Annotated in this window: 20 protein-coding genes and 1 pseudogene (1 of these 21 running past the window's edge); 9 read left to right on the forward strand and 12 right to left on the reverse strand. The window is 62.7% G+C overall.

The features are described from left to right. Positions 1-246, reverse strand: partial view of a tyrosine--tRNA ligase gene (gene tyrS, locus ACZ5KU_RS28445; protein WP_054056989.1) — the 5' portion only. It extends 954 nt beyond the left edge of the window; the window shows 246 of its 1,200 coding nt (coding positions 1-246); its start codon is at positions 244-246; the stop codon falls past the left edge of the window. Positions 247-456: 210 nt separating this feature from the next. On the opposite strand from tyrS, the gene ACZ5KU_RS28450 reads away from it, so the two are divergent. Further along, complete coding sequence (locus ACZ5KU_RS28450; RefSeq protein ID WP_054056990.1) at positions 457-1,875, forward strand: peptidoglycan DD-metalloendopeptidase family protein; 1,419 nt, start codon at positions 457-459, stop codon at positions 1,873-1,875. 3 nt (positions 1,876-1,878) lie between these two features. Continuing rightward, positions 1,879-2,970 carry an anhydro-N-acetylmuramic acid kinase gene (locus ACZ5KU_RS28455; RefSeq protein ID WP_054056991.1) on the forward strand — a complete coding sequence of 364 codons (1,092 nt, stop codon included), beginning with the start codon at positions 1,879-1,881 and terminating at the stop codon, positions 2,968-2,970. A gap of 61 nt (positions 2,971-3,031) precedes the next feature. Here ACZ5KU_RS28455 and erpA read toward each other — a convergent pair whose 3' ends face one another. Both erpA and argC read right to left on the reverse strand, forming a co-directional pair. Then, positions 3,032-3,382, reverse strand: coding sequence for an iron-sulfur cluster insertion protein ErpA (gene erpA, locus ACZ5KU_RS28460; RefSeq protein WP_017902852.1), 351 nt, complete (start codon positions 3,380-3,382; stop codon positions 3,032-3,034). 169 nt (positions 3,383-3,551) lie between these two features. Further along, positions 3,552-4,586 (reverse strand): N-acetyl-gamma-glutamyl-phosphate reductase, encoded by a 1,035-nt coding sequence (argC, locus tag ACZ5KU_RS28465; RefSeq protein WP_054056992.1) that lies wholly within the window; start codon positions 4,584-4,586, stop codon positions 3,552-3,554. A gap of 134 nt (positions 4,587-4,720) precedes the next feature. Here argC and hemJ point away from each other — a divergent pair, with 134 nt between their 5' ends. The 6 genes from hemJ to coq7 all read left to right on the forward strand — a co-directional run bounded on the left by hemJ (position 4,721) and on the right by coq7 (position 9,298). Further along, entirely contained in the window at positions 4,721-5,152 is a 432-nt protein-coding gene (gene hemJ / locus ACZ5KU_RS28470; protein ID WP_054056993.1) for a protoporphyrinogen oxidase HemJ, read from the forward strand. A 32-nt stretch (positions 5,153-5,184) separates the two neighbouring features. Then, positions 5,185-6,156, forward strand: a complete 972-nt coding sequence (locus tag ACZ5KU_RS28475; RefSeq protein ID WP_054056994.1) for an NAD(P)H-dependent flavin oxidoreductase — start codon at positions 5,185-5,187, stop codon at positions 6,154-6,156. Between the two features lie 74 nt (positions 6,157-6,230). Further along, positions 6,231-7,073, forward strand: a complete 843-nt coding sequence (locus tag ACZ5KU_RS28480; RefSeq protein ID WP_054056995.1) for a DUF805 domain-containing protein — start codon at positions 6,231-6,233, stop codon at positions 7,071-7,073. Positions 7,074-7,195: 122 nt separating this feature from the next. After that, the gene (locus ACZ5KU_RS28485) at positions 7,196-7,984 is read left to right on the forward strand and encodes an SDR family NAD(P)-dependent oxidoreductase (RefSeq protein WP_054056996.1); all 789 of its coding nucleotides are present in this window, start codon (positions 7,196-7,198) and stop codon (positions 7,982-7,984) included. A 65-nt stretch (positions 7,985-8,049) separates the two neighbouring features. Beyond that, positions 8,050-8,388, forward strand: a complete 339-nt coding sequence (locus ACZ5KU_RS28490) for a histidine triad nucleotide-binding protein (RefSeq protein WP_054056997.1) — start codon at positions 8,050-8,052, stop codon at positions 8,386-8,388. 262 nt (positions 8,389-8,650) lie between these two features. Next, positions 8,651-9,298, forward strand: coding sequence for a 2-polyprenyl-3-methyl-6-methoxy-1,4-benzoquinone monooxygenase (coq7, locus tag ACZ5KU_RS28495; RefSeq protein WP_054057052.1), 648 nt, complete (start codon positions 8,651-8,653; stop codon positions 9,296-9,298). A gap of 80 nt (positions 9,299-9,378) precedes the next feature. Here the strand turns inward: coq7 and ACZ5KU_RS28500 are convergent, their stop codons facing one another. Beyond that, positions 9,379-9,801 (reverse strand): OsmC family protein, encoded by a 423-nt coding sequence (locus ACZ5KU_RS28500; RefSeq protein ID WP_054056998.1) that lies wholly within the window; start codon positions 9,799-9,801, stop codon positions 9,379-9,381. A gap of 208 nt (positions 9,802-10,009) precedes the next feature. Here ACZ5KU_RS28500 and crp point away from each other — a divergent pair, with 208 nt between their 5' ends. Further along, on the forward strand, positions 10,010-10,660 hold the full coding sequence (gene crp / locus ACZ5KU_RS28505) for a cAMP-activated global transcriptional regulator CRP (RefSeq protein ID WP_054056999.1): 651 nt from the start codon (positions 10,010-10,012) through the stop codon (positions 10,658-10,660). On the opposite strand, the pseudogene ACZ5KU_RS28510 reads toward crp, so the two are convergent. The 8 genes and pseudogenes from ACZ5KU_RS28510 to ACZ5KU_RS28545 all read right to left on the reverse strand — a co-directional run bounded on the left by ACZ5KU_RS28510 (position 10,657) and on the right by ACZ5KU_RS28545 (position 18,049). Further along, a pseudogene (locus tag ACZ5KU_RS28510) lies at positions 10,657-11,357 on the reverse strand (lipoate--protein ligase family protein). The gene crp and the pseudogene ACZ5KU_RS28510 overlap by 4 nt on opposite strands. Positions 11,358-11,424: 67 nt before the next feature. Then, entirely contained in the window at positions 11,425-12,264 is an 840-nt protein-coding gene (gene trpC / locus ACZ5KU_RS28515) for an indole-3-glycerol phosphate synthase TrpC (protein WP_054064668.1), read from the reverse strand. Beyond that, a complete protein-coding gene (trpD, locus tag ACZ5KU_RS28520; RefSeq protein ID WP_464736574.1) occupies positions 12,261-13,310 on the reverse strand; it encodes an anthranilate phosphoribosyltransferase in 1,050 nt (349 codons plus the stop codon). The genes trpC and trpD overlap by 4 nt, the downstream gene beginning before the upstream one ends. Before the next feature lie 9 nt (positions 13,311-13,319). Continuing rightward, positions 13,320-13,913 carry an aminodeoxychorismate/anthranilate synthase component II gene (locus ACZ5KU_RS28525; protein ID WP_054057003.1) on the reverse strand — a complete coding sequence of 198 codons (594 nt, stop codon included), beginning with the start codon at positions 13,911-13,913 and terminating at the stop codon, positions 13,320-13,322. A 13-nt stretch (positions 13,914-13,926) separates the two neighbouring features. Continuing rightward, positions 13,927-15,414: an anthranilate synthase component I gene (gene trpE / locus ACZ5KU_RS28530; RefSeq protein ID WP_054057004.1), complete on the reverse strand. Its 1,488-nt coding sequence runs from the start codon at positions 15,412-15,414 to the stop codon at positions 13,927-13,929. Positions 15,415-15,485: 71 nt separating this feature from the next. Beyond that, positions 15,486-16,304 (reverse strand): phosphoglycolate phosphatase, encoded by an 819-nt coding sequence (locus tag ACZ5KU_RS28535; RefSeq protein WP_464736575.1) that lies wholly within the window; start codon positions 16,302-16,304, stop codon positions 15,486-15,488. After that, entirely contained in the window at positions 16,301-16,975 is a 675-nt protein-coding gene (rpe, locus tag ACZ5KU_RS28540; RefSeq protein ID WP_464736576.1) for a ribulose-phosphate 3-epimerase, read from the reverse strand. Before rpe ends, ACZ5KU_RS28535 begins: the two co-directional genes overlap by 4 nt. Before the next feature lie 249 nt (positions 16,976-17,224). Further along, positions 17,225-18,049, reverse strand: coding sequence for an ABC transporter permease (locus tag ACZ5KU_RS28545; protein WP_054057007.1), 825 nt, complete (start codon positions 18,047-18,049; stop codon positions 17,225-17,227). Between the last annotated feature and the right edge of the window lie 3 nt (positions 18,050-18,052).

Consider the following 18,052-nt stretch of genomic DNA (forward strand, 5'->3'; position numbering starts at 1 on the left):
CGGGTCACCGATCATGCCGGTGAAATCGCCGATCAGGAAAATGACCTGGTGACCCAGATCCTGGAACTGGCGCAGCTTGTTGATAAGCACCGTATGACCCAGATGCAGATCCGGCGCCGTCGGGTCAAAGCCAGCCTTGATACGCAGCGGCTGGCCGCGCTTGAGCTTCTCGACCAGTTCCGACTCGACCAACAACTCTTCCGCACCACGCTTGATCAGCGCTAGCTGCTCTTCAACCGACTTCATAACCAACCTGCAAGGCTCAGATTCAAAGGGAACCAACCATACAAGATCGCAGCCCAATTACAAGTTTTGCCCGGCGTACGGCCAAGCCAGGGCCTGCCTGCACATGACAGACTTGCTTCAGAGATGTTTTGGTTATATTTTATACAGTTATTTCATCTTCATCATGTCATTCATCTTTTCCAATTCATCTTTTTCAAAGTCAAATCACTCATGAGCACAGAACCGCCTAAAGCGCCGCCGCTTTATCCGAAGACCCACCTGCTGGCCGCAAGTGGTATCGCCGCCCTCCTCAGCCTGGCACTGCTGGTGTTTCCATCCAGCGATGTCGAAGCCAAGAAAACGACCCTGAGCCTTGAACTGGAAAGTCCCGCTGCTCAACTGACACAAGACAAAGACGCTGTAGAACTCGACCAGGCCACAAATGAAGGCAATGAATCGCCTTTCGCCCAGATCGAAAACAGCGACGATGACAGCAAGAACACCGCCAAAAGCGAGCCTGCACCTGCCGTGGAAGAGAAGAAGGCACCCGGTCACCGCGAAGTGACCGTTGCCCGTGGCGACACGCTCTCCACCCTGTTCGAAAAGGTCGGCCTGCCTGCTGCAGCCGTGCATGAAGTGCTGGCCAGCGACAAGCAGGCCAAGCAGTTTTCCCAGCTCAAGCACGGCCAGAAACTGGAGTTCGAACTGAGCCCAGACGGCCAGTTGAACAACCTGCACAGCAAGGTCAGCGACCTGGAAACCATCACCCTGACCAAGGGCCCGAAAGGCTTCACCTTCAATCGCGTGGTCACCAAGCCAACCGTCCAGTCGGCCTATGTACATGGCGTGATCAACAGCTCCCTGTCCCTCTCGGCCCAACGCGCCGGCATGCCCCACAGCCTGACCCGCGAGATGGCCAGCGTCTTCGGCTACGACATCGACTTCGCCCAGGATATTCGCCCAGGCGACGAGTTCGAGGTGATCTACGAACAGAAAGTGGTCAACGGCAAGACCGTCGGCACCGGCAACATTCTGTCCGCCCGCTTCACCAACCGCGGCAAGACCTACACCGCCGTGCGTTACACCAACAAGCAGGGCAACAGCAGCTACTACACCGCCGACGGCAACAGCATGCGCAAGGCTTTCATCCGTACTCCAGTGGACTTCGCCCGCATCAGCTCGCGCTTCTCCATGGGCCGCAAGCACCCGATCCTGAACAAGATCCGCGCCCACAAGGGCGTCGACTACGCCGCCCCACGTGGTACGCCAATCAAGGCAGCGGGCGACGGCAAGGTGATCCTGGCGGGGCGTCGCGGCGGCTACGGCAACACCGTGATCATCCAGCACGGCAATAGCTACCGTACCCTCTATGGCCACATGCAGGGCTTTGCCAAGGGCGTCCAGACCGGCAGCAACGTCAAGCAGGGCCAGGTGATCGGTTATATCGGCACCACCGGTCTGTCGACCGGCCCGCATCTGCACTACGAGTTCCAGGTCAACGGTGTGCACGTCGACCCGCTGAGCCAGAAACTGCCGATGGCCGACCCGATCGCCAAATCCGAGCGCGCCCGCTTCCTGCAACAGAGCCAGCCGCTGATGGCGCGCATGGACCAGGAAAAGGCCACCAAGCTCGCTTCGGCCAAGCGCTGAACCATGGCGCTCTATATCGGCGTGATGTCCGGCACCAGCCTGGATGGGCTGGATATCGCGCTGATCGAGCTGGGCAGCGGCATCCAATTGCTGGCCACCCACTACACTCCCATGCCTGACGCACTGCGAGCCGAACTGCTCGGCCTGTGCGCCAGCGGCCCGGATGAAATCGCCCGGGCCGCGATAGCCGAACATGAGTGGGCGACCCTCGCCGCCCGTGGCGTCAACGCCCTCCTCGCCCACCAGTCGCTCACCCCCGAATCGATTCGTGCCATCGGCAGCCATGGCCAAACCATCCGCCATGAACCGGCCCGCGGCTTCACGGTACAGATCGGCAACCCGGCGCTGCTGGCCGAACTGACCGGGATCAGCGTCGTCAGTGATTTCCGCCGGCGTGACGTGGCAGCCGGCGGCCAGGGCGCACCGCTGGTACCCGCCTTCCATGAGGCTCTGTTCGAGGAGCGCAGTGCAAATTGCGCGGTACTGAATATTGGCGGCTTCAGCAACCTGAGCCTGATCGAGCCGAACAAGCCGGTGTCAGGCTTCGACTGCGGCCCTGGGAACGTGCTGCTGGATGCCTGGATTCAAGACCAGCGCGGCGAGACCTACGATCGCAACGGCCAGTGGGCCGCCAGCGGCCAGGTCGAACCGCAGTTGCTGCAGGCGCTGCTGGGCGACCCCTTCTTCCAGACCACCGGCCCCAAGAGCACCGGACGGGAAGTCTTCAATCTGAACTGGCTGAAGCAACACCTGGGGCGCCTGCCGACCTACAACGCCGAGAACGTGCAAGCCACACTGCTCGAACTCACCGCACAGAGCATCATCGAGTCGCTGACCCATGCCCAGACAGGCACCGAGCAGTTGCTGGTCTGTGGTGGCGGCGCCCATAACGCGGCACTGATGGCACGGCTGGGCCAACTGCTGCCCGAAGCCAAAGTCGCCAGCACCGCAACCCACGGCGTAGATCCCGACTGGGTCGAGGCCATGGCCTTCGCCTGGCTCGCCCACTGCTGCCTGGAGGGCATCCCGACCAACCGCCCCAGTGTGACCGGCGCGCGCGGCTTGCGGGTGCTGGGCGCGATCTACCCGGCCTGAGCCCCACAAGGCAAAACGCCGCGAAGATTCGCGGCGTTGAGATCAGGCGCTTGAAGACCCGTCAGATCGAGAACGACGAACCGCAACCACAGGTGGTGGTGGCGTTCGGGTTCTTGATCACGAACCGCGAACCTTCCAGACCCTCCTGGTAATCCACTTCCGCACCGGCCAGGTACTGGAAGCTCATTGGATCGACCACCAGGCTGACGCCTTCGCGCTCGACGATGGTGTCGTCCTCGGCCACATCCTCGTCGAAGGTGAAGCCGTACTGAAACCCTGAACAACCGCCGCCCGTCACGAATACGCGCAGCTTCAAGCGATCATTACCCTCTTCATCGACCAGGCTCTTCACCTTGTGCGCGGCACCCTGGGTGAATAGCAAAGCCGTGGGGGTGAAGGATTCGACGCTCATGTTGACTATCTCCCGGCGTTACGCCGCCATAATGCGTGATGACGTGCATTATCCGCTTCTCCTAGAAAAGCGGTCAACTATTGTTATGGTATATCAATAAACCCGTTACACGAGGCACCATGCAAAAAGGCCCGCATGGCGGGCCTTTTCGGTGAATCGCAAGATGCGGTTATGGCAGCATGCCGGCATGGGACAGGCCCAGGCGCTCATCCAGGCCGAACAGGATGTTCAGGTTCTGTACCGCCTGGCCCGAAGCGCCCTTGACCAGGTTGTCGATCACCGACAGCACGACCACCAGGTCGCCGTCCTGCGGACGGTGCACGGCAATCCGGCACACGTTCGCACCACGCACGCTACGGGTTTCCGGATGGCTGCCAGCCGGCATCACATCAACGAACGGCTCGTTGGCATAACGCTTCTCGAACAGCGCCTGCAGGTCGACGGAGCGGTCCGCCACAGTCGCGTACAGAGTGGAGTGAATGCCGCGAATCATCGGTGTCAGGTGCGGCACGAAGGTCAGGCCGACGTCCTTGCCGGCGGCACGACGCAGGCCCTGACGGATTTCCGGCAGGTGGCGGTGCCCCTTGACCGCGTAGGCCTTGAGGCTTTCCGAGGTTTCGGAATACAGCGAACCGACGCTGGCACCACGACCGGCACCGCTGACACCGGACTTGCAGTCGGCGATCAGCCGCGAAGCGTCGGCCAGGCCGGCTTCCAGCAATGGCAGGAAGCCCAGTTGCGTGGCGGTGGGGTAGCAACCCGGTACAGCGATCAGCCGAGCCTGGCGGATCTTCTCGCGGTTCACTTCCGGCAGGCCATAGACCGCCTCGTCCAGCAGCGCCGGCGCACCGTGCGGTTGGCCATACCACTTGGCCCATTCATCGGCATCCTGCAGACGGAAGTCGGCGGACAGGTCGATGACCCTGGTCCCGGCGGACAGCAGTTCGCCGGCCAGGGCATGGGCAACGCCGTGAGGCGTGGCGAAGAACACCACATCGCAGGCGCCCAGTGTCTTGACGTCCGGCACGCTGAACTTGAGGCCATCGTAGTGACCGCGCAGGTTCGGATACATGTCGGCCACGGCCACTCCGGCCTCGGATCGGGAAGTGATGACCACCACCTCTGCCTGCGGATGCTGTGCCAACAGACGCAGCAATTCGACACCGGTGTAACCCGTGCCGCCGACGATACCGACCTTCACCATGACCTGCCCCTCAACGAACCCACTGGAAAGCCCTCGATAATAGGGCCCGCGCAGGCCTGCGACAACCGTCAAGGTGACGTGCGGAGGCTCGAGACTCTACTATTTGTTCCACCGTGAACCTGGAAATCAAAAAAATGCTCTATCTCTGGCTCAAAGCCTTGCACATCGTCAGCGTCGTCTGCTGGTTTGCCGGCCTGTTCTACCTCCCGCGCCTCTTCGTCTACCACGCCCAGAGCGAGGACAGTATCAGCAAGGAACGCTTCAGCGTCATGGAGCGCAAGCTGTACCGCGGCATCATGGGCCCGGCGATGATCGCCACGCTGATCTTCGGCGGCGCGCTGATCAGCCTCAACCCCGCTGCCTACTTCACCCAGGGTGGCTGGATGCACGCCAAGCTGACGCTGGTGGTGCTGCTGATCGGTTATCACCACATGTGCGGCGCCCAGGTGAAGCGCTTTGCCCGTGGCGAGAACACCCGCAGTCATGTCTTTTATCGCTGGTTCAATGAAGTACCGGTTGTGATATTGCTGGCTATCGTAATTCTGGTCGTGGTCAGACCGTTCTAAGCCAATAAGCCGTCACTCCCGGAGTACCGCCCATGTCGCTGCCCGTCCTGCTCGAACAACGCCTGCGCCTGCCCGTCGTGGCGGCGCCGATGTTCCTGATTTCCAACCCGCAATTGGTCCTGGCCTGCTGCCGCAACGGCGTGGTCGGCAGCTTCCCGGCCCTCAACCAGCGTGAAAGCAGCGGTTTCAAGGCCTGGCTGGAGGAAATCGAAAGCGGCCTGGCGGAACTGGACAATCCGGCGCCCTACGCCGTCAACCTGATCGTGCACCACAGCAACCCGCGCCTGCAGGCCGACCTGCAGATCTGCATCGAACACCAGGTGCCGATCGTCATCACCAGCCTGGGTGCGGTCAAGGAAGTGGTCGACGCGGTGCACAGCTACGGTGGCCTGGTTTTCCATGACGTGACAACCCGTCGTCACGCCGAGAAGGCCGCCGAGGCCGGTGTCGACGGCCTGATTGCGGTCGCCGCCGGCGCCGGCGGGCATGCCGGCACCTGGAGCCCGTTCGCGCTGATCGCCGAAATCCGCCAGTTCTTCGACAAGACACTGCTGCTGTCCGGCTGCCTGAACCATGGCCACGAGATTCTCGCCGCGCAGTTGCTGGGCGCGGACCTGGCCTATCTCGGCACCCGCTTCATCGGCACCACGGAAAGCCATGCGCCCGAGGCCTACAAGCAGATGCTGCTGAAGTCGCATGCCGCCGACATCGTGCACACCGCCGCCGTTTCGGGCGTCCCGGCCAGCTTCATGCGCCAGAGCCTGGAAAACGCCGGTTTCGACCTTGCCGCCCTGCAGGGCAAGGGCGAAGTCGACTTCGGCAGCAAGCTCAAGCCGCTCAATGACGAAGCCAAGGCCTGGAAAACCGTCTGGTCCGCCGGTCAGGGCGTTGGCGAGATCAACGACCTGCCGAGCATCGACCAACTGATCGCACGACTCGACGACGAGTACCGCCAGGCGCAATCCCGGGCGGCGCAACTGTCAGGACACTGGCCCCGCCCGTGAGCCCGCTGTGGCCTGCAAGTATCTTGCGGGCCTACACTAGGCGCCATCCATCAGTATCGAGACAGGGACGCCCAATGAGCAACACCCGCTTCAAGATCGTATTCGATGGCACCTTGCTGCCCGGCGTGGAACAGACCACCGCCCAATTCAACCTTGCCGAACTGTTCAAGAGCGACATGACTTCCGTGGAAAAGCTCTTCAACGGTCACCCCATTGCGCTCAAGCGCGACCTTTCGGCCACCGAGGCGCAAAGCTATCTCCAAGCCCTGCGCAACACCGGGATCGACGCACGGATCGTCGAGGAAACACCGAGCGTCGAACTGAGCCTGGCGGATGTCAACGAGCTGCCCGCCAGCGTGCCGCCTCCCGCAGCCGGCGAACCGCAGTCACGGTACGTTCCACCTCCAGAGAACAACCCGTCGCACTCACCCTACGCGCCACCTGCCGCCCAGGTTGGAGATACGCTGCCCACCTTCGGGCCGCTGAAGGTGTTCAGCCTCAATGGCCGGATCGGACGATTGCGGTATCTGGCGTGGAGCATGACGGCAGCACTCGTGACCTTCGTTCTGCTGATGCTGCTGACCACCATCCTCAGAGGCTCGGCGATCGTTGGCGGCCTGGTCGTGGTGGTTGCCGCCGCTTTTTACCTCCTCCTGACCATCCAGATCGCCGTACAACGCCTGCACGATATCGGCTGGTCCGGCTGGCTCTGGCTGCTCATGCTGGTGCCCCTCATCGGCTACGTGTTTCCCTTCATCCTGCTGTTCTGCCCAGGCAACGCCTCGGCCAACCGGTACGGCGCTCCGCCGCCGCCCAACAGCACATCGGTCAAGGTGCTCTCGATTCTGGCAAGTATCTTCGTCTTCCTGATCAGCCTGACCGTCGTACTGGGAGCCGCCAGCATCAGGAACATCTAGGCCAGCCAGGCCAAGAGCAGCGCCAAGCAACCGTGGCCCCTGTAGACTATCGGCAAAATAAACAGCGCTGACCTTGCGACCTCCCTGTCCCGAGGCCCGGCGCCGTTGCCATGGAGAATTGCATGACCCGTTACGCCCTGATCACCGGCGCTTCCAGCGGTATCGGCCTGGCCCTGGCCGAAGCCCTGGCGCGCCGCGGTCGCAACCTGATCCTGGTTGCCCGTCAACGTGATCGGCTGGAAAGCATTGCCATCGAACTGACCCAACGCTTCGGCGTCGAGGTGCTGTTCCGCGCCTGCGACCTGGGCGAACCGCTGCGTCTGTCCGGCTTCCTGCTGGAGCTGGAGGAAGGCGCGCACCAGATCGATCTGCTGGTCAATTGCGCCGGTATCGGCACCAGCGGCCCGTTCCTGGCCCAGGACTGGGGTACCGAGCAGGACCTGATCGAAGTGAACATCCTCGCCCTCACCCGCCTGTGCCATTCCCTCGGCAACCTGATGGCGATCCAGGGCGGCGGGCAGATCCTCAACGTCGCCTCGATCGCCGCCTTCCACCCGGCGCCATGGATGAGCAGCTACTACGCCAGCAAGGCTTACGTCCTGCACTTCAGCGAAGGCCTGCGCGAAGAGTTGAAAAAAACCGGGATCAAGGTCTCGGTGCTCTGCCCCGGCCTGACCCGCACCGCCTTCTTCGATACCGCCCAGTTGCAAGCCGACAAGCTCAAGCAGAGCAAGCTGATGATGAGCCCCGAGGAAGTCGCGCTCTACACGGTACGCGCCCTGGACAAGAATCGCGCGATCATCATCCCCGGCTGGCGCAATCGCTGGCTCACCCGCCTGCCGCGCCTGGGCAGCCGCTGGATGGTGCGCAAACTGGCCGGCCTGATTACCCGGGCATACTGCCCACGCTGACACTTGAACTCGCGGGCCGCAGCAGACAGACTCCGGCCCATCCCTACGCAAATGGAGAAACAGTTGTGGATACTCTGTTCACCAAGATCATCAACCGGGAGATACCCGCGAAGATCATCTACGAAGACGACCAGGTCCTGGCGTTCCACGATATTGCCCCGCAGGCACCGGTGCATTTCCTGGTGATCCCGAAGAAGCCGATTCGCACCCTCAATGACCTGACCGAGGACGACAAGGCACTGGCCGGGCATATCCTGTTCACCGCCCAGCGTCTGGCGCTGGAGCTGGGCTGCGAGGAAGGCTTCCGCGTGGTGATGAACTGCAACGAGAAAGGTGGCCAGACGGTCTACCACATCCACATGCATGTGCTGGGTCAGCGCCAGATGAACTGGCCTCCGGGCTGATACGCCTCCTTGTTGGAGCAGGTTTGCCGGCAAAGATGATCGCAAGATCGGTACAAGGCTTGCCGGCCTGTTCGCGGGCAAGCCCTGCTCCTGCCGGGAATGCGTGAGCGGCTCGATCATGGCGGGAGCCGGCTTGCTGGCGACAGGGATCGCCAGTCCACACAAACCCTTCCGCTGCCCGGCCATCCAGCCGATGACCCAGCTCAAACCTTCCGCCCCGGATTGCGGTAAACTGCAGACCGAGATTCCTCCGGAGGTCAGCATGACTACCCAACGTCACTACTCGCCGATTGACCGCCTGCTGCTGCAGGCCGACGCCGCCATGCGCACCCTGCTCCCGTTCAGCGGCCAGCCGTATCGCCCATCGCCGGCCATCGTCCAGCCCGAAGCGCAGATGAGCGAGGAGGATACCCGCCATGTCGCCGGACTGATGCGGATCAACCACACCGGTGAAGTCTGTGCCCAGGCGCTGTACCAGGGCCAGGCCCTGACCGCCAAGCTGCCCCACGTACGCGAAGCCATGGAGCATGCGGCCGAGGAAGAAATCGACCACCTGGCCTGGTGCGAGCAACGTATCCGCCAGCTGGGCAGCAGCCCGAGCGTGCTGAATCCGTTGTTCTATGGCCTGTCCTTCGGAATTGGCGCGGTGGCCGGGCTGATCAGCGACAAGGTCAGCCTCGGGTTCGTCGCGGCGACCGAAGACCAGGTCTGCAAGCACCTGAACGAACATCTGGAACAACTGCCCGCCGAAGACGAAAAATCCCGGGCGATTCTCGAACAGATGCGCATCGACGAGGAACACCATGCCGAGTCGGCGCTCGATGCCGGCGGTTTCCGCTTCCCGGCGCCGGTGAAGTTCGGCATGAGCCTGCTGGCCAAGGTGATGACCAAGAGCACCTACCGCATCTGAACCGGCGGGTCATAGGCGGGGCTGCGACCGCTTATCAGAACGGATCCGCTCCTACAAACAGCGCAAGCCTGCCCAGGGCATCAGCCGAGCTCGACGATCTCGTAGTCATGGCTGATGGCCACACCTGCGGCACCGAGCATGATCGAAGCCGAGCAGTACTTCTCGGCCGACAGCTCGATCGCCCGCTTGACCTGCGATTCCTTCAGGCCCCGCCCCTTGACCACGAAATGCAGGTGGATCCTGGTGAACACCTTCGGATCTTCGGTCGCACGCTCGGCTTCAAGGAACGCTTCGCAGCTCTCGACCGGCTGGCGCGCCTTCTTCAGGATGCTGACCACGTCGAAGTTGCTGCAGCCACCCAGGCCCAGCAGCACCATTTCCATGGGACGTACACCCAGGTTGCGGCCACCACTTTCCGGCGGGCCATCCATCACCACCACGTGTCCGCTACCCGACTCTCCGAGGAACATGGCTTCGCCAGCCCATTGGATGCGTGCCTTCATCGCCAAGACTCCACTGATTAAAAAGGTCGCCAGCTTAGCACAGCACCCTGTGGACTCAGGCGACGACCGGTTGGTCGGTCCATTAAATTCCACCATCTCGACACCGCGTGTCTGGTAAGCTGACGCCAAATCGCTGGCGTTATGCCAGCTTTTTGGCTACGCCTAAAAAAACCAAACCAAACCGTGCAGTCTTTTCCAGGATACAAACATGGTTGCTCTGGCTTCCGCTTCCCCCTCCAAGATCAAGAACCTCGACAAACTGCTGATGCACTGCCAGCGTCGTCGCTACCAGGCCAAGAGCAACATCATCTGCGCCGGTGATCGTTCGCAGACCCTGTTCTTCATCGTCAAGGGCTCGGTCACCATCCTCATCGAAGACGATGACGGCCGGGAAATGATCATCGCCTATCTCAATGCCGGGGATTTCTTCGGTGAGCTGGGGCTGTTCGAGCAGGCGGGGGTCGAACAGGAGCGCAGCGCCTGGGTACGCGCCAAGGTCGAGTGCGAGGTGGCGGAAATCAGCTATGCCAAGTTCCGCGAACTGGCCCAGCAGGACCCGGACATCCTCTATGCCCTCAGCGGACAGATGGCACAGCGCCTGCGCAACACCACCCGCAAGGTCGGCGACCTGGCCTTTTTCGACGTGACCGGGCGCGTCGCCCGCTGCCTGCTGGACCTGTGCAAGCAGCCGGATGCCATGACCCACCCGGACGGCATGCAGATCAAGATCACCCGCCAGGAAATCGGCCGGATCGTCGGCTGCTCGCGGGAAATGGTCGGCCGAGTGCTCAAGGATCTCGAAGAGCAGAACCTCGTACACGTCAAGGGCAAGACCATGGTGGTCTTCGGTACCCGCTAGGCGTCGAGCAGACCTGCCAGCAGTTGCTGGTACGAACCGGCCAGCCGCTCAAGGAACAGCGGGGCCGGATAGACCTCATGCAGGGCGACATGGCTCGCAGCACGCACCCGCTGCTCCAGGCTGCACGCCTGATAGAACAGATTGACCGCCGCCACCATCGACTCACGTTCGTCGTCGATCAGCATCGCACCATGCACCAATCCCACCGGACGCGTTCCGCCCCGGCTCTGCCGCCAACGCTGAGCAGTGCCGACCAGCTTGCGCCCATTGAGGTTGACGTTGTACCGACCATCGCAGAACGCTCCCTCGATCTCCCCCAAGGAAGCGACACCCCCAGTTCGTCCAGCGCCTCGCAAATGGGCTGACACAGGCGCAGGTAACCGGTTTCGATGCGGTTCTGGTCACCCTCGCTGCGCGGTGGCGCATAGACCAGGGCAATGTTCACCGTCGACGAGGACTGCGGCACCGGTTCACCACCGGTCTCTCGCAACAGGACCGGCCAACCGCTGGCCGCCAGCGCCTCACAGGCCGCGTCAAAACCCGGCAACCGATTCAGCCGCCGCGGCATGACCAGGGCACGATCACTGGGCTGCCACAACAACAGCCCCCAGTCCCGCTCGCCGGCACAGACTTCGGCCAGCAGATCCTGTTCGGCACGCAGGCCGGCTTCGACGGTAAGGGCTACAGGCAGGGTCATGGCAAAAAGATCCGTTTAGTCAGGCCATGAAAAAGCCGGCAATGCCGGCTTGTTCGAACAACAGGTTTCAATCGAGGGTGGAACCGGTGATCACCGGCGTCCCGCGCTCCGGGAAGAACAGCCGCTGCAGTTCATCACCCGGGTTCTGCGCACGCATGAACGCTTCGCCGACCAGGAACGAGTACACCTGGCTGATTTCCATCAGCTCGACATCGGCCCGGTTGAGAATTCCACTCTCGGTGACCACCAGACGGTCGCGCGGCACCATCGGCAACAGGTCGAGGGTGGTTTCCAGGCTGACGTCGAAGGTGTGCAGGTTGCGGTTGTTGATACCGATCAGCGGTGTGTCCAGATGCTTCAGTGCCCGCTCCAGCTCGGCGGCGTCATGGGACTCCACCAGCACGTCGAGCCCGACAGCCTTGGCCACCGAGGCCAGCTCGGCCATCTGCCCGTCTTCCAGTGCGGCGACGATCAGCAGGATGCAATCGGCGCCCATGGCCCGGGCCTCGACGATCTGGTACGGATCGACCATGAAGTCCTTGCGGATGACCGGCAGCTTGCAGGCCGCACGGGCCTGTTGCAGGTACAGGTCCGAGCCCTGGAAATAATCCACGTCGGTCAGCACCGACAGGCAGGTCGCCCCACCCTTCTCGTAGCTGCTGGCTATTTCCGCCGGGATGAAATGCTCGCGAATCACTCCCTTGCTCGGCGAAGCCTTCTTGATTTCGGCAATGACCGCCGGCTGCTTGCGCTTGGCCTGGTCAAGCAGCGCCTGGGCAAAACCGCGAGGAGCATCGGCGGCTCGAGCCAGGTTCTCAAGCTCAGCCAGACTCAGGCGCGCACTGCGCTCGGCAACCTCCTCGGCCTTGCGGGCGAGGATCTTCTCCAGAACGGTTGGCACACTCATGCTTCATTCTCCTGCTTGAATACCGCGGTGAACGCGCCCAGCTCCTCGAGTTTTTCCCGGGCAAGGCCGGTATGCAGCGCATCATGGGCCAGGGCTACGCCTTCCTTGAGGCTGCTGGCCAGATCGGCGGCATACAGCGCGGCACCGGCGTTGAGCACGATCATTTCCGCAGCTTTCTGGCCGTTCTCGGTCTTGCGGCGCCCCAGTGCATCGCGGATCAACGCCAACGACGCCGCCGGGCTGTCCACCACCAGGCCAAACAGACTCTGACTCTTTATACCCAAGTCTTCGGGCTGAACCCAATACTCGGTTATTGCACCATTTTTCAGTTCGGCAACGTAGGTCGGTGCCGCCAGGCTGAATTCATCCAGGCCGTCCTGGGAATGCACCACCAGCACGTGCTTGCTGCCCAGCCGATGCAGGACTTCCGCCAGTGGCCGGCAGAGTGCCTGGGTGAACACGCCCACCACCTGGTGCTTCACGCCAGCCGGATTCGTAAGCGGGCCAAGCATGTTGAACAGGGTGCGCAGGCCCAGGTCGCGACGCGGGCCTGCGGCGTACTTCATCGCATTGTGGTGGGTCTGGGCGAACATGAAACCGATACCGACGTTATCGATGCAACGCGCCACCTGGACCGGCGTCAGGTTCAGATAGACACCGGCCGACTCCAGCAGGTCGGCACTGCCGCTCTTGCCCGACACCGCCCGGTTGCCATGCTTGGCGACAGTACCGCCAGCCGCTGCGACGACGAAGGCCGACGCGGTGGAAACGTTGAAGATGTTGGCACCATCACCGCCGGTACCGACCACGTCGACCACACCGTCGAGGCTCTGCAGTTCGACCTTGTCCGCCAGCTCGCGCATGACCGAAACCGCACCGACGATCTCGTCGATGCTTTCGCTCTTCATGCGCATGGCCATCATGAAGGCGCCAATCTGCGCCTCGGTGCACTGCCCGGTCATGATCTCACGCATGACATCGCGCATTTCTTCGGTGCTCAGGTCCAGGTGGCCGACGATACGGCTCAGGGCTGTCTTGATATCCATGAAAACTCCTTAGCGCACGCCGCCGGTCTGTTTGAGGAAGTTGGCGAACAGCTGGTGCCCCTGCTCGGAGAGAATCGACTCGGGGTGGAACTGTACCCCCTCGATGTTCAGCGTCTTGTGACGCAGGCCCATGATCTCGTCGACCGAGCCGTCTTCCAGCCGGGTCCAGGCGGTCAGTTCCAGGCACTCGGGCAGGGTCTCGCGCTTGACGATCAACGAGTGGTAGCGGGTAACGGTCAACGGCAGGTTCAGGCCCTCGAATACCCCCTTGCCTTCGTGGTACAGCGGGCTGGTCTTGCCGTGCATCACCTGACGGGCACGCACCACATCGCCACCAAAGGCCTGGCCGATAGACTGGTGGCCGAGGCAGACACCGAGAATCGGCAGTTTGCCGGCGAAATGCCGGATGGCCTCCAGGGAAATGCCCGCCTCGGTCGGCGTGCAAGGGCCAGGCGAGACCACGATGCGCTCGGGCTTGAGGGCTTCGATTTCAGCCACGGTCAGTTCGTCGTTACGTACGACCTTGACGTCCGCGCCCAGCTCACCGAGGTATTGCACGACGTTGTAGGTAAACGAGTCGTAGTTATCGATCATCAGCAACATGACAAAGGGTTCCTCAGGCGTCGGACGCGGGGGTTTGTTCAGCAAGGGCGACCGCGCGGAACATCGCGCGACGCTTGTTCAGCGTTTCTTCCCATTCCAGCGCCGGCACCGAGTCGGCGACGATGCCGCCACCGGCCTGCACATGCAGTTCGCCGTCCTTGATCACCGCGGTACGAATGGCAATCGCGGTGTCCATGTTGCCGTTCCAGGCGTAGTAGCCGACCGCGCCGCCATACACGCCGCGCTTGACCGGCTCCAGTTCGTCGATGATTTCCATGGCGCGGATCTTCGGTGCGCCGGACAAGGTCCCTGCCGGCAGGATCGCCCGCAGCGCGTCCATGGACGTCAGGCCGCTCTTGAGCTGGCCGGTGACGTTGGAAACGATGTGCATCACGTTGGAGTAACGCTCGATCACCATCTTCTCGGTGAGTTTCACCGAACCGATCTCGGAAACCCGGCCGGTATCGTTGCGCCCCAGGTCGATCAGCATCAGGTGCTCGGCGATCTCCTTTTCATCCGACAGCAGGTCGTCTTCCAGTGCCCGGTCGGCGTCCTCGGTGGCACCGCGCGGGCGGGTGCCGGCGATCGGCCGCACGGTGATCAGGTTGTCCTCGACCCGCACCAGCACTTCCGGCGAACTGCCGACCACATGGAAATCGCCGAAGTTGAAGAAGTACATGTACGGCGTCGGGTTGAAGCAGCGCAGCGCCCGGTACAGGTCGATGGGCGCAGCCTTGAAGTCGATCGACATGCGCTGCGACGGCACCACCTGCATGCAGTCGCCGGCCAGGATGTATTCCTTGATGGTATCGACCGCACGCTCGTAGTCACCCTGGGTAAAACTGGAGCGGAACAGCGGATCGGCCGCCGGTGGACGATCGAGTGCCAGCCCGCGCCGCGGCGTGATCGGCTGGCGCAGTTGCTCGAGCAACTGCTGCAGGCGCGCCTGGCCCTGTTCGTATGCGTTGTCCTGCGCCGGGTCGGCGAGGACGATGGCGTGCATCTTGCCGGCCAGGTTGTCGAACACCACCACCGCATCGGAGACCATCAGCAGGATGTCCGGCACACCCAATGGATCGGGGTTCGGGCACTGGCCCAGGCGCTTCTCCACGTAGCGTACGCAGTCATAGCCGAAGTAGCCCACCAGGCCGCCGTTGAAACGCGGCAGTCCAGGGATGGTCGGAACGTTGTAGCGCGCCTTGAACGCCTCGACGAAGGCCAGCGGATCATCGGCCTCGCAGGCTTCGATCTCGACGCCGTCGTGGGTCACGCGGATCTGGTGATCATGCACCCGCAGCACGGTGCGGCATGGCAGGCCGATGATCGAGTAGCGGCCCCACTTCTCGCCGCCCTGCACCGATTCGAGCAGGTAGGAGTTGGGCTGGTCGGCCAGTTTCAGGTAGATCGACAACGGCGTATCGAAGTCGGCCAGGGTTTCGCAGGCAAGCGGGATGCGGTTGTAGCCGGCAGCGGCCAAACGCAGGAATTCTTCGCGGGTCATCATGTGCCTCGTGGCTTGAGGTTCAAACGGTCAGGTATGCAAACGCGCCGCACGGAGCGGCCAGATAAATGTCAGGCGCGCCAACGCCAACGGGCCAAGGCCTTGATGACTTTCATCCAGAGTTTGCGAGTGACCACCACGATGGCGTTTCCAGGAGGGGATTGATTACAGTCCGCCGACATTAGCTCAGCGCCGCCCTCCAGGCAACCGGGAATCAGTGCGCGCAGATCATCGATGACCAGCGCCGGCTGCTCTTCGGCGATCGGCCGGCCATGGTTGTAGCCATAGCTGAGGGCCACGCAGGCGACTCCGGCGGCCCTGGCGGCCTGCACATCGCTGCGCGAATCGCCGACGAACAGGCTCTGCGATGCCGGGATGCCGGCCATTTTCATGACATGGAAGAGCGCCGCCGGATCGGGCTTGCGCTGTGGCAGGGTGTCGCCGCCAATGATCCAGCGGAAGAAGCGCCCCAACTGCATCTCGTCGAGCAGGGGCGCGACGAAACGTTCGGGCTTGTTGGTGATCAGGGCCATTTCCACACCCTGCTTCTGCATCCAGCGCAGGGTTTCCCGGACGCCGGGGTAGACCGTGGTCCGGTCATGGCCGCCATCATAGGCCTCCATGAACAGCTCCAGGCCCTGCTCGGCGTCGCTTTCGCTCACCGCCGAGTGATCAAGGCCACCGGCCAGGGCCCGACGCACCAGCACCGGGGCGCCGTTGCCGACCCATTCGCGCACCGCTTCCAGGCCGGCAGCGGGCCGGCCCAGGGCGAGCAGCATCTTGTCGACGGCGGCCGCCAGGTCCGGTACCGAATCGATCAGCGTACCATCCAGATCGAACATCACCAGCTTGGGCAGCCCACCCGCAAAGAGCTGCTCGAAGGCACTCATGATCGGGCCAGCGCCAGCTCGGCGCGCATCTTCTGGATGACGTCGCGGTAATCCGGAGCGTTGAAGATCGCCGAGCCGGCGACGAAGGTGTCAGCTCCGGCCTCGGCGATTTCGCGGATGTTGTTCACGTTCACCCCACCGTCGATCTCCAGGCGGATATCACAGCCGCAGGCATCGATCAGCGCCCGTGCCTCGCGCAGCTTGTCGAGGGTCCCGGGAATGAACTTCTGCCCACCGAAGCCCGGGTTGACGCTCATCAGCAGGACCATGTCGACCTTGTCCATCACGTACTTGAGCACATCCAGCGGCGTGGCCGGGTTGAACACCAGGCCAGCCTTGCAACCACCATCGCGGATCAGTTGCAGGGAGCGGTCGACATGCAGGGTGGCTTCGGGATGGAAGGTGATATAGGTCGCACCGGCCTCGATGAAGTCGCCGATGATGCGATCCACCGGGCTGACCATCAGGTGCGCGTCGATCGGCGCGGTAATGCCGTACTTGCGCAGCGCCGCGCAGACCATCGGGCCGATGGTCAGGTTGGGGACGTAGTGGTTGTCCATGACATCGAAGTGCACGATGTCGGCGCCGGCGGCGAGAACGTTGTCCACTTCCTCACCCAGACGGGCGAAGTCGGCGGAAAGAATCGACGGAGCAATTGCGAAGGGCTGCATGACGCACCTTTTTGAGCGGAATCACGGTGGCGCGCATTGTATACCTCATGTTTCGCCAAACGCACCGTGACCGCGATAATTGGCCGCACATGCAGCAGGCTCTTTTCCTACGACTTTAGTCGCCCTCGCAGCGGTTTCCCCCGTATTTACGGACACCCTCCTTAGGAGCCGGCTCTGGCGATAGCGCCCTTGCCATCGCCCGAGATATCACTGGATGGCCGCCTTCGGCGGATCGCCAGCCAGCCGGTTTCAGGCCTGGGTCGTACGCAGCTTCTCGCTGCGCCCGCGCAACCATTCCAGGGTCAGCAGCAGGATCACCGAGAAGGCGATCAGCAAGGTCGCGGCTGCGGCGATGGTCGGGCTGAGGTTTTCGCGAATACCGCTGAACATCTGCCGTGGCAGCGTCGCCTGTTCGGGGCCGGCGAGAAACAGCGTCACCACCACCTCGTCGAAGGAGGTGGCAAAGGCGAACAGCGCCCCGGAAATCACCCCCGGTGCAATCAGCGGCAGGGTCACCCGGCGGAACGTCGTCAGCGGCGATGCCCCCAGGCTGGCCGCAGCCCGTACCAGGTTGTGGTTGAAGCCCTGCAGGGTCGCCGAGACGGTGATGATCACGAACGGCACACCCAGCACCGCATGCACCACGATCAGCGAGGAAAAGCTGTTGCCCAGCCCCAGTGGCGCAAAGAACAGGTAGCTGGCGACGCCGATGATCACCACCGGCACCACCATCGGCGAAATCACCAGGGCCATCACCAGCGGCTTGCCGGGGAAGTTGCCACGGGTCAGGCCGATGGCCGCCAGGGTACCGAAGACCATCGCCAGCACCGTCGCCGCCGGAGCGACGATGATGCTGTTCTTCAGGGCGCGCATCCACTCGGCGGAGGCGAAGAAATCCTGGTACCAGTGCAGCGAGAAACCTTGCAGCGGATACACCAGGAAACTGCCGGCATTGAACGACAGCGGAACGATCACCAGTACCGGCAGGACCAGGAACAACAGGATCAACCCGCACAGGATGCGCAAGCTATAGAACCAGACCCGCTCGACGGGCGACATGTATGGACTGAGCATTTC

The organism is Pseudomonas sp. Tof1 (assembly GCF_055390395.1).